At 72.5% G+C, this 14,676-nt stretch carries 9 protein-coding genes; 4 read left to right on the forward strand and 5 right to left on the reverse strand.

Translation table 11 applies throughout. The annotated features are described in order from the left end of the window. Positions 1–6: 6 nt before the first annotated feature. From IE178_RS07375 to IE178_RS07390, 4 genes are all read left to right on the forward strand, one after another. Positions 7–2,049, forward strand: coding sequence for a beta-galactosidase (locus tag IE178_RS07375; RefSeq protein ID WP_193511677.1), 2,043 nt, complete (start codon positions 7–9; stop codon positions 2,047–2,049). A 120-nt stretch (positions 2,050–2,169) separates the two neighbouring features. Then, the gene (locus tag IE178_RS07380; protein ID WP_193511678.1) at positions 2,170–4,209 is read left to right on the forward strand and encodes an RICIN domain-containing protein; all 2,040 of its coding nucleotides are present in this window, start codon (positions 2,170–2,172) and stop codon (positions 4,207–4,209) included. A gap of 130 nt (positions 4,210–4,339) precedes the next feature. Next, on the forward strand, positions 4,340–4,933 hold the full coding sequence (locus IE178_RS07385) for a sugar O-acetyltransferase (protein ID WP_193511862.1): 594 nt from the start codon (positions 4,340–4,342) through the stop codon (positions 4,931–4,933). A 491-nt stretch (positions 4,934–5,424) separates the two neighbouring features. Beyond that, the gene (locus IE178_RS07390) at positions 5,425–5,880 is read left to right on the forward strand and encodes a phospholipase (protein ID WP_184762795.1); all 456 of its coding nucleotides are present in this window, start codon (positions 5,425–5,427) and stop codon (positions 5,878–5,880) included. A gap of 154 nt (positions 5,881–6,034) precedes the next feature. On the opposite strand, the gene IE178_RS07395 is transcribed toward IE178_RS07390, so the two are convergent. The 5 genes from IE178_RS07395 to IE178_RS07415 all read right to left on the reverse strand — a co-directional run bounded on the left by IE178_RS07395 (position 6,035) and on the right by IE178_RS07415 (position 14,365). Then, on the reverse strand, positions 6,035–8,101 hold the full coding sequence (locus IE178_RS07395; protein ID WP_193511679.1) for an iron ABC transporter permease: 2,067 nt from the start codon (positions 8,099–8,101) through the stop codon (positions 6,035–6,037). 4 nt (positions 8,102–8,105) lie between these two features. Further along, positions 8,106–9,083 (reverse strand): iron-siderophore ABC transporter substrate-binding protein, encoded by a 978-nt coding sequence (locus IE178_RS07400; protein WP_184762793.1) that lies wholly within the window; start codon positions 9,081–9,083, stop codon positions 8,106–8,108. Then, a complete protein-coding gene (locus IE178_RS07405; RefSeq protein ID WP_184762792.1) occupies positions 9,080–9,934 on the reverse strand; it encodes an ABC transporter ATP-binding protein in 855 nt (284 codons plus the stop codon). Before IE178_RS07405 ends, IE178_RS07400 begins: the two co-directional genes overlap by 4 nt. Before the next feature lie 78 nt (positions 9,935–10,012). Continuing rightward, positions 10,013–11,194, reverse strand: coding sequence for a spore photoproduct lyase family protein (locus tag IE178_RS07410; protein WP_193511680.1), 1,182 nt, complete (start codon positions 11,192–11,194; stop codon positions 10,013–10,015). A gap of 891 nt (positions 11,195–12,085) precedes the next feature. Further along, a complete protein-coding gene (locus IE178_RS07415) occupies positions 12,086–14,365 on the reverse strand; it encodes a catalase (RefSeq protein WP_193511681.1) in 2,280 nt (759 codons plus the stop codon). Positions 14,366–14,676: the final 311 nt, after the last annotated feature.

Raw genomic sequence — 14,676 nt, forward strand, 5'->3', positions numbered from 1 at the left:
ACCGCCATGATCTCCACCCTCCTGTCCCGCGCCGGCGGGGCGGACGGTGACCCCGCCCCCCGTCTCGTCTACGGCGCCGACTACAACCCCGAGCAGTGGCCCCGCTCCGTGTGGGAGGAGGACGTCCGGCTGATGCGCGAGGCCGGCGTGAACCTCGTGTCCGTGGGGATCTTCTCCTGGGCACGTATCCAACCGGCCGAGGACACCTGGGACTTCGGCTGGCTCGACGAGGTCCTGGACCTGCTGCACCAGGGCGGCATCGGAGTCGACCTGGCCACCGCCACCGCCTCCCCGCCGCCGTGGCTCACCACGGCCCACCCGGAGATCCTCCCCGTCACGGCCACCGGCGAGACGCTGTGGCCGGGGGCGCGCCAGCACTGGCGTCCCACCTCGCCGGTCTTCCGCCGGTACGCGCTGCGCCTGGTGCGGGAGCTGGCGACCCGGTACGCCGGTCACCCGGCACTGGTCGCCTGGCACGTCAACAACGAGCTGGGCTGCCACAACGTCTACGACTACTCCGACGACGCGGCCCGCGCCTTCCGGGACTGGCTGCGCGCCCGTTACACCTCGGTGGACGCGCTCAACAGCGCCTGGGGCACGGCCTTCTGGTCCCAGCGGTACACCGACTGGGACCAGATCCTGCCGCCCCGCCTGGCGGCCTCCCATCCCAACCCCACCCAGCAGCTGGACTTCAAGCGGTTCTCCTCGGACGCGCTCAAGGACCATCTGCGCGCCGAGCGGGAGATCCTGCGGGAGATCACGCCGGGCGTCCCCGTCACCACCAACTTCATGGTGATGGGCGGCACCAAGGGCATGAACTACCCCGACTGGGCCGACGAGATCGACTTCGTCTCCAACGACCACTATGTGCACCCCGGCCCGCACGACCGCGACGAGCTGTCCTTCTCCGCCAACCTCACCAGCGGCATCTCCGGCGGGCGGCCCTGGTTCCTGATGGAGCACTCCACCAGCGCCGTCAACTGGCAGCCCGTCAACGTGCCCAAGCGCCCCGGCGACCTGGCCCGCGACTCGCTGCTGCACGTCGCGCACGGAGCGGACGCGGTCTGCTTCTTCCAGTGGCGGCAGTCGGCGGCGGGCGCCGAGAAGTACCACTCCGCCATGGTCCCGCACGCCGGTGCGGACAGCGACCTGTTCCGCGCCGTGGCCGAGCTCGGCGCCACCCTGAAGTCGCTCGCCCCGGTCGCCGGGTCCGAGCGGGAGCCCGCGCGGATCGGCATCCTCTACGACTGGGAGTCGTGGTGGGCGAGCGAGCAGGACTCGCACCCCACCTCCCTGCTCGACTACCGGCAGGAGGCGCTCGACTGGTACGCGGCCCTCCTCGCCCTCGGCATCCGCGCCGACCTCGTCACCACCCGGGCCGATCTGCACCGCCACCAGGTCCTGATCGCGCCCGTGCTGCACCTGGTCCCCGCCGACCTGGCCAAGACGCTCACCCGGTACGCCGAACAGGGCGGCCACCTCATCACCACGTACTTCTCCGGTGTCGTCGACGAGCACGACCACGTCTGGCTCGGCGGCTACCCGGGCGCCCTGCGGGACCTGCTCGGGATCCGCATCGAGGAGTTCGGCCCGCTGCTCCCCGGCGTCGGCGTGGAACTCGACGACGCCACGACCGGCACGCTGTGGACCGACCGGATCACGGTGACCGCCGCCGACACCGAGGTCGTGGCCCGCTACCGCACCGGCCTCCAGGCCGGCCGGCCCGCGGTCACCCGGCGGCCGACGGGCTCCGGTTCGGCCGCGTACGTCTCCACCCGGCTCGGCGTCGACGGGCTCACCTCCCTGCTGCCCAGGCTGCTGGCGGAGACCGGTGTGGAGAGCGAACTGCCCGCCGAGATCCGCGGGCTGGTCGAGCCCGCCGTACGCCGGGGCGCCGACGGCCGGTTCCTGTTCCTGGTCAACCGGACCGACGAGACCGTTCCGGTGCGGGGCCTCGCCGGAGAGGTACTCGTCGGCACCACCGGCGCCGACGGCGCCCTGACCCTCGGGCCCCGCGCGGTCGCCGTACTGCGGCAGCCGGTCGCCTGAGACCCCCTTCGGCTCCCCGGGACGGCACGCACCCGTCCCGGGGGCCGTCCGCCTCCCGTCGGCGGCGAATCCGGCGGGAGTCCACCAGAGCGCGACCACCTCAACGTTGGGAGCACACCGATGGCACGCCGCACCCGCAGCAGACGGCTCCTCACCGCCGCCGGGCTCACCGCCCTGGCGACCGGGGCCGCCCTGCTGTCCGCCCCGTCCTCCACCGCACAGGTGGCCGCGGACGCCTCCTCCGTCACGGTCCGGCCCGATCCCTCGTACCAGCAGGAGCAGTTCGAGGGCTGGGGCACCAGCCTCGTCTGGTTCGCCAACGCCACCGGCGACTACCCGCCCGAGGTACGCGAGAAGCTCGCGCGGCTCCTCTTCGGCGACGACGGACTGGCCCTGAACATCGCCCGGTACAACGTCGGCGGCGGCAACGCCCCCGACGTGAAGGACTATCTGCGCGCCGGTGGCGCCGTCGAGGGCTGGTGGAAGGCGCCCGCGGGCACAACCCGCGAGGACACCGACTGGTGGGACGCCGAGGACCCCGCCGACTGGAACGAGGACGCCGACGCCACCCAGCGCTGGTGGGTGGACCGCATCAAGAAGGACATCACCCACTGGGAGACCTTCAGCAACTCCCCGCCCTGGTTCATGACGGTCAGCGGGTACGTCTCCGGCGGGTTCGACGCCACCGCCGACCAGCTGAAGACCGAGTCGGTCGACGACTTCGCCGCCTACCTGGCGGGCGCCACCAAGCGGCTGGAGCGGGCGCACGGCATCGAGGTCGACACCGTCGACCCGTTCAACGAGCCGAACACCAACTACTGGAGCACCCGCCTGGGCCCGGACGGCGAACCCGTCGGCGGCCGCCAGGAAGGCGCCCACATCGGCCCCGAACTCCAGGAGAAGGTGCTCCACGCCCTCGCCCCCGCGCTGAAGAAGGCGAGGACCGGGGCGGACATCTCCGCGATGGACGAGACCAACCCGTCCATCTTCGCTCAGAACTGGAACGCCTACTCCCCCGAGGCCCGTGACCTCGTCGACCAGATGAACGTCCACACCTACGGCACCGGTCAGCGCACCACCGTGCGCGACATCGCCAAGGCCGAGGACAAACCGCTGTGGATGAGCGAGGTCGAGGGCGACTGGGGTGACGGGCAGAGTTTCACCGACATGCGCCCCGGTCTCGGCCTCGCCCAGCGCATCGTCGACGACCTGCGCGAACTGGAGCCGCGCGCCTGGGTGTTCTGGCAGCCCGTCGAGGACTACGACAACATGAAGCCCGGCGGCGAGTCCGCCAAGGGCGGCAACTGGGGCGAGATCCAGCTCCCCTTCAGCTGCACCGCCGAGGACACCCTCGAGACCTGCCCCATCCACACGAACACCAAGTTCGACACCGCCCGCAACTTCACCCACTTCATCAAACCCGGTGACCGGCTGATCAAGGTGAACGACACCTCCAGCGCGGCGGCGGTGACGAAGAACGGCAAGGGCGCCTCCCTCGTCCACGTCAACAGCACCACGGCGCCGCGCGAGGTCACCCTCGACCTGTCCGAGTTCCGCCGCGTCAGCCCGGACGCGACCGTGACACCGATCGTGACCAGCGCCGACGGCAAGCTGGCACGGCACGACGCCATCGCGGTCACCGACCGCGCGGCCACCTTCACCGTGCCCGCCCAGTCTGTGACGTCGTTCGTCGTCAAGGGTGTCTCCGGCGTCGCGCAGGACGCCCCGCTGCTGCGCAAGGGCCACACGTACACGCTGACCGGCGCGCAGAGCGGCAAGGCGGTCACCGTCGCGGACGACGGCACGAACCTGGTCATCGGCACCGGCGCCGGCTCGGCCGCCCAGCAGTGGCGGCTGAGCGCCGTGCGTCCCGACGACGGCGTCCGTCAGCGCTACGAGTTCACCAACCCGGTGGACGGCAAGCGGCTGGCCGTGCGTGACGACGCCCCGGTGGCCGAACCGCACACCGGCGAGCGGGAACCGGCCGCCGAGTGGATCATGTCCACCACGGGCGACGACACCTGGACCCTGGTCAACGCGGCCACCGGACGCCTCCTGGAGGTGGGCGGCCAGGCCACGCACGAGGGCGCCGCGGTCACGACCTGGCCGCCCAACTCCGGTGCGAACCAGCGGTGGACGGTCACGGACGTGACGGACTGACCCGACCCCGCTCCACGGCGACGGCCCGGTCGCACCGCCCGTGCGGTGGTGCGGCCGGGCCGCTGCCACGACACCCGAGGGAGAACCAGTGCCGCACGACGACACCGCCGAGCGGGAGGTACGGCGCCGCATGGCGGACCACGAGCTGTACACCGACTCGGCGCCCGGCCTCGAACGACTCGAGGAGGAGCGGTTCCGCGGCAAGGAACTCGCCGCGAAGTACAACGGCACCGGCCCGCGCGACCAGGAGGCCCGCCGCAGTCTCCTCGGCGAACTCCTCGGCTCGGTGGGCCACGGGGTGTGGATCGAACCGCCGTTGCACGTCGCCTACGGCCGTCATGTGCACCTGGGTGACGACGTGTACGTCAACTTCGGTCTCACCCTGGTCGACGACGTCGAGGTCTTCGTCGGCGACCGCGTGATGGTCGCACCGCACGTGACCATCAGCACCACCGGGCATCCCGTCCATCCGGGACTGCGCCGGGACGGCAGCCAGTTCTCGGCTCCGGTGCGCATCGAGGACGACGTGTGGATCGGGGCCGGCGCGGTGATCCTGCCCGGCGTGACCGTCGGGCGGGGATCGGTCGTCGGCGCGGGGAGTGTGGTGACCGCCGACGTGCCGCCGATGACCGTCGTCGCCGGGACGCCGGCCCGCGTGCTGCGGCAGATCACCGACGCGGACCGGGAATGGACGTACCGGCCGCCGGGTACCGCGCGGACCTGAGCGGGTCCCGTCGCCGCTCAGGTCCGCGCTCCGGGTCGGTCGACGGCGCAGCGGTGCCCGGGCGGGAGCAGCCCCGGTGGCGTCGTATCCGTCGCCTCGTGCCGGTCGCCCGTGGGTCGCCCGGCCCCGGACCGGTACCGCAGTTCGTCCGTGCGGCGGGCGTCCCACAGGTGGCGGTGGAGGTCGAGACGGAAGCGCGGGCCGGGACGCGGGTGATGCATAGTCCGTCGCGTCACGGCCTGTCAGCTGCCTTTGTCCCTCACATGCCGGCTACCGGTGGTGGGCCTCCCGTTCGGCGACCGACGTGAAGGTCTGGGTTTCGCCGGTTTCCTCGGACCTGCCTCCGGTTCACCTCCCCCGCGTCCGGTGGATTTGAGGAGTTGACGGTTCATTGGGCGGCACGGGGTGTGCAGGGACATCAGCAACGGGCATGATCTTGTCATGAACCTGCGGTCCGGTGGTCGGGCCGCACTCCTCTTGGAGGTTGTGGGATGCACCGAAAGAGACTCGCCACCGCGCTCGCCGCCCCTGCCCTGGCCCTCGTCAGCGTCCTGGGCACGGCCACGGCCGCCGACGCCGTACCCGCCGACAAGGCCCAGGTCCTCGCGAGCTGGACGCAGACCAGCGCATCGAGCCACAACCTCTGGGCCGCGGCCCGGGCCAACCAAGCCTCCTGGGCCGCCTACCAGTTCAACTGGACGACCGACTACTGCTCCACCTCCCCGGACAACCCGTTCGGCTTCCCCTTCTCGATGTCCTGCGCCCGCCACGACTTCGGCTACCGCAACTACAAGGCCATCGGCCGCTTCGACGCCAACAAGTCACGCCTGGACAGCGCCTTCTACGAGGACCTCAAGCGCGTCTGTGCCCGCTACGGCGGCGGGACGAAGAGCGCCTGCGACAGCACCGCGTGGACGTACTACCAGGCCGTCAAGGCCTTCGGCTGAGCACCCCGTTCACCGGGCCCGGTGCCGTCGGCCGGCCGACGGCACCGGCGGCTTCCGGCGGCTTCCGCTGTCGGCGGCACACGACACCGCGGGCCCCGCGACGAGGTGTTCCCCTCCTCGCCCCCGCGGGGCCCGCGGCACCACCCGGCACGGCCTATCGGCGGCCGCGCATCAGCACGTGGAGGAAGTACGGCGTTCCGATCACGGCCGTCATGAGGCCGGCGCCCAGCTGGGCCGGTGCGATCACCGTGCGGCCCAGCAGGTCCGCCGTGCACACCAGGACGGCGCCGAGGAGCAGCGCGACCGGGAGGACGCGGGTGTGCCGCCGTCCGACGAGGGCGCGCGCCGCGTGCGGCGCCACCAGGCCGACGAAGCCGATGGTGCCCGCGGCGGCCACGGCGGTGGCGCTGAGCAGCACGCTCAGCACGAGGAAGCCCAGCCTCCCGCGCGCCAGGTCGAGTCCGAGCAGCCGGGGGGTGTCCTCGTCGAGGGAGACCAGGTCGAGTTCCCTGTGCCGTACGGCGGCCACCGCGACGGCGACGGCGAGGACGCCGGCGAGGGGCAGCACGTCGGGCAGGGTCCGGCCGTAGGTGGAGCCGGACAGCCAGGTGAGGGCCTTGCCGGCGTTGAACGGGTCGGTGAGCACGATCAGCAGGCTGATCAGGGCCGTCGTCCCGGATGCGACACCCACGCCGACGAGCACCAGCCGGTTCTGCTGGAAGCCGCCGCGCGCGGCGAGGCCGAACACGACGACCGCGGTGACCGCGGACCCCGCGAAGGCGGCTCCGGCGACGCTCCACGCCCCGGCGAGGGGGACCGTCGTCACGAGGACCACGGCCCCGAGCGCGCCACCGCCGGAGACGCCCAGTACGGCGGGTTCCGCGAGCGGGTTGCGGGTGACGGCCTGCACCAGCGTTCCGGCCAGGGCGAGGGCCGCGCCGGCGAGCAGCGCGGCGAACACCCGGGGGGTGCGCGTGTCCAGGACGAAGGAGACGGTCCGGCCGGCCCTGCCCTGCGCCCAGTTGACCACGTCGCCCAGCAGCAGCTTGCTGTCGCCGAGCAGGACGGCGGCGACGGTGATGCCGACCAGGGCGATCGAGAGGACCGTGAGCGTCGTGAGGAAGACGGCACGGCCGCGGATGCGCAGTGTGTCCGGTGCGGCGGCTTGGGCGGTGTCGCGGAGCCGGGCCGCCATCACGACCAGGAACGCCGCGCCGACGAGACTGGTGACCACACCGGTGGGAACGGCGACCGCGGTGTCCGGGTCGACGGACGTACGCAGCAGCACGTCCGCCCCGAGCACCAGCGCCGCACCGACCAGACCGGCGACCGGCACACCCGTGCGCAGCCGCAGGAACCCCCGAAACCGGCGGGCCAGCGGGCGGACGAGGGCCGGCGCGCACAGGCCGACGAAGCCGATCGGGCCGGCGAGGGTGACGGCGGCCGCGGAGAGCAGCGTCGCCAGCACGACCGCCGTGACCCGGGTGGCCCGCACCGGCACGCCGAGCCCGCGGGCCGCGTCGTCGCCGAGGGCGAGGGCGTCGACCCGGCGGGCGATGAGCAGGAGGCCGGCGAGTCCGACGACGGCGGCGGGCAGCATCTGGACGACGCCGTCGAAGCCGTTCTGGCCGATGTTGCCCTGGTTCCACCGGTAGAGGCCCTCGGTCTGCCGGGGGAACAGCAGCAGGAGCCCTTCGGTGACGGCGGTGAGGCCGAGGGCGAGCGCGGTACCGGCGAGCACGAGCCGTACGGTGCCCGCGCCGAGCCCCGACAGTCCGAGGACGACGGCCGCCGCGGCGAGTCCGCCGGCGAAGGCGATGCCCGAGGAGGCGAGCAGCGGCAGCGACACCCCGGTGACGGCGGCGAGGCCGAGGGCGAGGTAGGAGCCCGCGTTGACCGCGAGGGTGTCCGGGGAGGCCAGGACGTTGCGGCTGACGGCCTGCAGCGCGACGCCGGCCATGCCGAGTGCCGCGCCCACGAGGAGCCCGGCGGTCATCCTGGGCAGCCGCGAGGCGATGACGACGGACGCGTCGGCCGGATCGGCCTGTCCGGTGAGGGCCTTGAGCACCTCGGCCGGGCCGACCGCGGCCGTGCCCTGGGTGATGTCGACGACGGCGAGGGCCGCGACCAGGAGCACGAGCGCGGTCGTCACCGCGGCCGCGCCCGCCCGGGACGCGACGGTCGCCGGGCGGGCGGAGGCGGTGGTGGCGGTGACGGCCATCGCGCTACTTCGTCAGCGCCGCGACGAGGGAGTCGGCGTACGCCTCCATCGAGCCGGTGCCGCCGAACATCCAGATGCCGTCGTCGATGCGGTGGACGTCACCGGACTTCACGAACGGCAGCGACGTCCAGACGGAGTTCTTCGCCAGTTCCTTGCCGAAGGGGTCGCTGCTGGGGTCCTGGTCGTTGCCGATGTGGACGAACTGGACCTTCCCCAGGTCGGTCAGTCCCTCGACGTCGGTGGCGGCCAGGCCGTAGGCCTCGTCGCCCTTCTGCTTCCAGGCGTTCCTCAGTCCGAGCCGCTCGTTGACCGCGCCGATGAGCGATCCGGAGGTGTAGGGGCGCAGGGAGACCTGGTTGGAGTTGACGTAGCCGTCGGCGAAGGCGATCTCCGCGCCGTCCAGGCCGGCGTCGGCGAGGGCCTTCCTGCCCGCGGCGAGCTTGGCCTCGAAGTCCTTCTTCAGGGTCGCCGCGCGCTCGGTGGTGCCGGTCGCCTGGGCGATGAGGTCGACGTTCTCCAGCATCCGGCCGATCGGGTCGGAGGCGTCGGCGGACTTCACCTCCAGGACCGGGGCGACCTTGCGCAACTGCTTGACCGCGTTGGGCTGCAGGTCGGTGGTGGTGACGATGAGGTCGGGCTTCAGCGAGGCGATGGCGTCCATGCTGGGTTCGCCGCGGGTGCCGATGTCCTTGGGCTCGTTCTCGAGCGGGACGGCGGTGTCCCAGGTCGTGTAGCCCTTGACGTCGGCCACACCGACCGGGTCGACGCCGAGCGAGATCAGGCTCTCGACGACGTTCCACTCGGTGCCGACGACCTTCTTGGCGGGGCCGTCGAGTTCCACCTTCTCGCCGGAGGCGCCGGTGAGGGTGATGGCCTCGGTGGACTCCTTGACGTCGTCGGCGGCGGGTTCGGTGGTGCCGCAGGCGGTCAGCAGGAGGGCGGTGGCGGTGGCCAGGGGCACGGTGAGCAGGAGGCGTCTCATGAGGTGGTGCTGAGCCTTTCGCTTCGGGTGTGGTGGCGGCCGATGGCGCGGGTGCGCAGCCGGCCGGTCAGGGGGTCGGCGTCGACCTCGATCCGGATGCCGTAGACCTCGGTCAGGCGCTCCGGTGTGAGGACGTCCTCGGGCGGGCCCTCGGCGACGACGCGTCCGGACGCGAGGAGCACGATCCGGTCGGCGACGGCCGCGGCCTGGTCGAGGTCGTGCAGGACGACGCCGACGGCGATGCCGTGCTCGTCGGCCAGGTCCCGCATCAGGTCGAGGAGTTCGACCTGGTAGCGCAAGTCCAGGTAGGTGGTGGGTTCGTCGAGGAGGAGGACGCCGGTCTCCTGGGCGAGGCAGCCGGCCAGCCACACGCGCTGGAGCTGCCCACCGGAGAGGTGTTCGGCCCCGCGCTCGGCGAGTTCCGCGACGCCGGTGAGGGCGAGTGCGCGGTCCACGGCGGCCCGGCCGCCGGGGTCCGTTCCGCCCCATCGGCCCCGGTGCGGGTAGCGGCCGAATTCGACGACGTCCCGCACACTCAGACCGCTGGGTGTGGGGCGCCCCTGCAACAGCAGGGCGACGCGGCGGGAGAAGTCCCGCGGGCTCAGTGCGAGCGCGTCGGTGCCGGCGTCGATCGTGAGTGTGGCGTGCCGGGGCCGTTGCAGCCGGGCGACGGTGCGCAGCAGGGTCGACTTGCCGCTGCCATTGGGGCCCACCAGGGCGGTCACTTCGCCGGGCCGCAGGGTCAGCGCCGCGTCGTGCACGACGTCCGCGCCGTCGTACGCCACGGTCACATCCGAGGCGGACAGTTGGTGACCACGCGGGACCGGAGCCGTCTCTTCACCAGGAATCACGTGGCAAGGTTAGCCTACCCTTAATTCGCGTTATCGGCCGGTGACCTGCGACGAAACCGCAGAAAGTCCGTCGGCGCGTCAGAAGGCGTAGCGAATGCCGAGCCAGGGTGTGTGGCGGGCGACCAACTCGCGCAGGTCCGTGAGCGCTTGGCGCTTGATGCCGGTGCGGTAGCGGAGGTTGAGGGCGCCGTTCTCGGAGCGCTTGGTCTGCTGCGTGGCGGGCTGCCACAGTACGTCCTCGCCGCGCGGATGCCAGCGGAGGTTGACCTCGTGCAGGTCCGCGTTGTGCGTGAGCATGATGACCTCGGCCAGCGCCTGCTGTTTGACCCGCTGCGGCAGTACGTCGTCCAGCTGCCGCAGCAGCTCGGCCCAGGCGTCCTGCCAGCCGGGGCGCAGGACGACGGGCGAGAGGTTGAAGTGCACCTCGTACCCGGCGTCGAGGAAGTCCTGGGCGGCGGCGATCCGCCGGTCGACGGGGCTGGTGCGCAGGTCCAGCAGGCGGGAGTCGTCGGCCGGCATCAGCGAGAAGCGGATGCGGGTACGGCCGCGCGGGTCGAGCTCCAGTAGATCGGGGTTGACGAACTTGGTCGCGAAGGACGCCTTGGCGGTGGGCCAGTCGCGGAAGGCGCGCACCAGGTCGGCGGTGTTGTCGCAGATCAGCGCGTCGACGGAGCAGTCGCCGTTCTCCCCGATGTCGTACACCCACGCCTCGGGGTCGCACTGGTTGGGCTCCTGCTTGGGGCCCTGGGCGGCGATGTGACGTCCGAGGTGGGTGATGATGCGGTCGATGTTGGTGAAGACGGTGATCGGGTTGGCGAAGCCCTTGCGGCGGGGCACGTAGCAGTACACGCAGGACAGGGCGCAGCCGTTGGACGGACCGGGAGCGATCCAGTCGGCGGAGCGGCCGTTGGGGCGCGTGGTGAGTGTCTTCTTCACCCCCAGCACCAGGGTCTCGCGCTTGATCCGCATCCAGCGGTCGGCGCTGCCCTCGTTGCCGTGCAGTTCGGGGATGCGCCAGTGGGAGGCCACCTCGATCAGCCGGGCCTCGGGGAAGCGGGCGAGGATCTGCCGGCCTCGCGGGGAGGCGGCGGCGGCCGGTTCGGCGTGGATCTCCCGGATCGCGAGGAGCCGGCGCGCCTGCGCGGAGTCCCGGAAGGCGCCGCCGGGCGGAGCCGGCTCAGCCGGCGGGGCCGACGGCATCGCGTCGAGTCCGAAGAGCGGTTCCTGGGAACCGGCGGGTGGGGTGCGGTGGGGGTGCATGTGCTCGTCGGCTTCTCGGACGGGGAGGCGGTACGGAATGCCCGCCGGCCGGGTTCGGGGAACCGGCGGGACACGGGCCGTCCCCTCCACTGTACGGCGGTGGGGAGGAGAGCTGCGGTGTCGCCGCTCGGCGGCGGGCTCTCCCGGGCGGAGGCACGAGGCCGAGGCCGGAACCGGAACCGAGGCCGGAACCGGAACCGGAACCGAGACCGGAACCGAAGCCGGAACCGGAACCGGAACCGGAACCGAGGCCGGAACCGAAGCCGGAGCCGAAGCCGGAACCGAGGCCGAAGCCGAAGCCGAAGCCGGAGCGGCGTCGCTGCGCACGCCGCGCACCGGGCACCTCGCCGACGGCGCCCGGTCCGCCGAAACCACGCGGTGCGCGCCCCGCGCTCGGGGCGGCCGAGCCACTCCGAAGCAGCCCCCGCTCAGGTCGGCCCGCGCTCCGAAGCAGCCAGCGCTCACGGGCACGGGCACGGGTCCACTCGGAGCAGCTCCCGCCCAGGCTCGCCCGGACCGCTGAGGGACGGGCCCACGCCCGGAGCAGCCCCGCCCGAGGTCGCCCGGACCGCTCAGGGACGGGCCCCCACCCCCGGAGCGGCGTTCAGGGGGCGCGGACCGCCCGGAGCAGCCCCGCCCAAGGTCGCCCGGACCGCTCAGGAACGGGCCCCCACCCCCGGAGCGGCGTTCAGGGGGCGCGGACCGCCCGGAGCAGCCCCGCCCAAGGTCGCCCGGACCGCTCAGGAACGGGCCCCCACCCCCGGAGCGGCGTTCAGGGGGCGCGGACCGCCCGGAGCAGCCCCGCCCAAGGTCGCCCGGACCGCTCAGGGACGGGCCCACACCCCGCGGCGGCCCGCCGCCGACCGCTCGGGCGGCGGCGGGCCGGGGGTATCAGGACCCGGTGGTGAACCGTTCCCAGACGCGGTGCGAGCCCAGCAGCTCGCGCAGCTGTTCCAGGGCGGCGGAGCCCGAGTCGGCGACGACGACGCCGGGTGCGTCGGTGGGGACGCCGGCCGCTTCGAGGGCCGCCTCGCCACCCGCCCAGGCGCCGATCGCCTTGCCGTGCCGGAACGCCTCGGTCAGCAGCAGCCCGATCCGCGGGTCGGCAGCCGTGCGCTGTGCCCCCAAGGGAGCGCCCTTGCCGTCGCGCGCGCCCGTGGTGTCGCTGCCCACGGCCGGCGCCCCGGCCAGCAGCACGGCGTCGAATTCGATGGAACGCGCGGTGACGTAGCTGCGCTGGACCGTCAGGGCCGAGCCGCCCGAGCCGAGTGAACCGCCGGTCGGCGCCACCACCAGCGGGACCATCCCCGCCTCGAGCACCGCCTCGCGTACCGCGTGAACGCCGTCGAGGTCGCCGTCCGGGCCGACGACGATGCCGATGACGCGACCGTCCACCGGCCAGGTCCCCCCGATCTGCGAGAGAGCCGGGCTCGGTGCGACGTCGGCGAGCGGCACCGTGGGCTCCGGCGCGGGCAGGCCGAGGCCCTCGGCTACACCGGCGCACAGCTCGGGGTCGATGTTGGCCAGGACCCGCAGCGTCCGTTCCCTGATGGCCTGTTCGTAGCACTTGCCCAGTTCGAAGGTGTAGGCGCCGATGATGTGCTCGCGCTCCACGGGGCTCATGCTCAGCCAGAACCGGCGGGGCTGGCTGAAGTGGTCCGCGAACGACTCCGGCGCCTCGCGCACCTTCGACGCCTCCGGGATGCGCACCGGCGCCTCGATGAACGCACTCGTGTCCGCGCCCGCGGTGAACGGGCAGCCGCCGTCGAGGGAGTTGGGCCGGTAGGGGGCCACGCCCCGGTGCACGGCCGTCTGGTGCATGCCGTCGCGCAGCATGTCGTTGACCGGTGCCTGCGGCCGGTTGATCGGCAGTTGCGGGAAGTTGGGGCCGCCCAGGCGCGTGATCTGCGTGTCCAGGTACGAGAACAGCCGTCCCGCGAGCAGCGGATCGTCGGTGATGTCGATACCGGGGACGAGGTGACCGACGTGGAAGGCGACCTGCTCCGTCTCGGCGAAGAAGTTGGACGGGTTGCGGTTGAGGGTCATCAGCCCGATCGGCTGCACCGGGGCGAGCTCCTCGGGGACGATGTTCGTCGGGTCCAGCAGGTCGATGCCCTCGAAGGTCTGCTCCGGGGTGTCGGGGAAGGTCTGGATGCCCAGCTCCCACTGCGGGTAGGCGCCCGCCTCGATGGCGTCGGCGAGGTCCCGGCGGTGGAAGTCCGGGTCGACGCCGTTGATCGTCTGCGCCTCGTCCCACACCAGGGAGTGCACGCCCAGCTTCGGCTTCCAGTGGAACTTGACCAGCGTCGTGCCGCCCTCTGCGTTGACGAGGCGGAAGGTGTGGACGCCGAAGCCCTCCATCATCCGGTAGCTGCGCGGGATGCCGCGGTCGCCCATGAAGAAGATCGTGTGGTGGGTCGCCTCGGTGTGCAGCGAGACGAAGTCCCAGAACGTGTCGTGGGCGCTCTGCGCCTGCGGGATCTCGCGGTCGGGGTGCGGCTTCGCGGCGTGGACGACGTCGGGGAACTTGATGGCGTCCTGGATGAAGAAGACCGGGATGTTGTTGCCGACCAGGTCGAAGACGCCCTCGCTGGTGTAGAACTTCGTCGCGAAGCCGCGGGTGTCGCGCACGGTGTCCGCGGACCCCCGTGAGCCGACCACCGTGGAGAACCGCACGAACACCGGCGTTTCGACGTCCGGGGCGAGGAACCCCGCCTTGGTCACGGAGGCCGCCGAGCCGTAGCTCTGGAAGACCCCGTGCGCGCCCGCGCCGCGGGCATGGACCACGCGCTCCGGGATGCGCTCGTGGTCGAAGTGCATGACCTTCTCGCGCAGGTGGTGGTCCTGGAGCAGTACGGGGCCCCGCGGACCCGCCTTGAGCGAGTGGTCGGTGTCGTACAGCCGTGTGCCCTGCGCGTTCGTCAGATAGCTCCCGGACTGCGCCACCCTGGCCTGGTCGGCTCCGGTGGGCTGGCCGGTGGGCGACACGGTGTCCGGGCCGCTCTGGTCCGGCTTCGCCGGCAGCGGCTCGCGCGGCTCGGTCGGCTCGGCCGCGGACGGCGGCTCGGGGGCCGGGCGTCCGGGAATTCCGTCGGCCGGGGCCGAGCCGTCGCCCTGCAGGCTCTCGGTGATCTTCTTCGCTGCCCGCTTGACGGGATTGGCCTCGCTCATAAGGTGACACTCCTCCGCTTCAGACCGGCCACGGACGGGTGGCCGTGCGTTCAGTTGCCGACTGCGGGCGATCCGATGGAACAAAGTGCTTGAAAAAGGACATCAGGTGCGGCCAACGTCTCACGGCGGGACCGACCCCGCAGCGGGCACGCCGCGATGGGGTGACCCCCTCGCCCCACAGCCCTCACCGCGAAGCACCCGTCCCCGCGCCTGGAGACACCGGCACACACCCGCCCCCCTCACCCCGCCCTTCCCCGCCGGATCCGACCACCCCGCCCGCGTACCCGTCGTCCGCGAGACAAGGCATGGAG

Origin of the sequence: Streptomyces griseoloalbus, assembly GCA_014650015.1 — a bacterium.
Lineage (GTDB): Bacteria > Actinomycetota > Actinomycetes > Streptomycetales > Streptomycetaceae > Streptomyces > Streptomyces griseoloalbus.

Excerpts from the sequence above, each read along its gene's own strand:
- IE178_RS07400 (WP_184762793.1), bottom strand. The coding sequence starts at position 9,083 with ATGAGACGCCTCCTGCTCACCGTGCCCCTGGCCACCGCCACCGCCCTC.
- IE178_RS07390 (WP_184762795.1), top strand. The coding sequence starts at position 5,425 with ATGCACCGAAAGAGACTCGCCACCGCGCTCGCCGCCCCTGCCCTGGCC.
- IE178_RS07385 (WP_193511862.1), top strand. The coding sequence starts at position 4,340 with ATGGCGGACCACGAGCTGTACACCGACTCGGCGCCCGGCCTCGAACGA.
- IE178_RS07395 (WP_193511679.1), bottom strand. The coding sequence starts at position 8,101 with ATGGCCGTCACCGCCACCACCGCCTCCGCCCGCCCGGCGACCGTCGCG.
- IE178_RS07375 (WP_193511677.1), top strand. The coding sequence starts at position 7 with ATGATCTCCACCCTCCTGTCCCGCGCCGGCGGGGCGGACGGTGACCCC.
- IE178_RS07410 (WP_193511680.1), bottom strand. The coding sequence starts at position 11,194 with ATGCACCCCCACCGCACCCCACCCGCCGGTTCCCAGGAACCGCTCTTC.
- IE178_RS07380 (WP_193511678.1), top strand. The coding sequence starts at position 2,170 with ATGGCACGCCGCACCCGCAGCAGACGGCTCCTCACCGCCGCCGGGCTC.
- IE178_RS07415 (WP_193511681.1), bottom strand. The coding sequence starts at position 14,365 with ATGAGCGAGGCCAATCCCGTCAAGCGGGCAGCGAAGAAGATCACCGAG.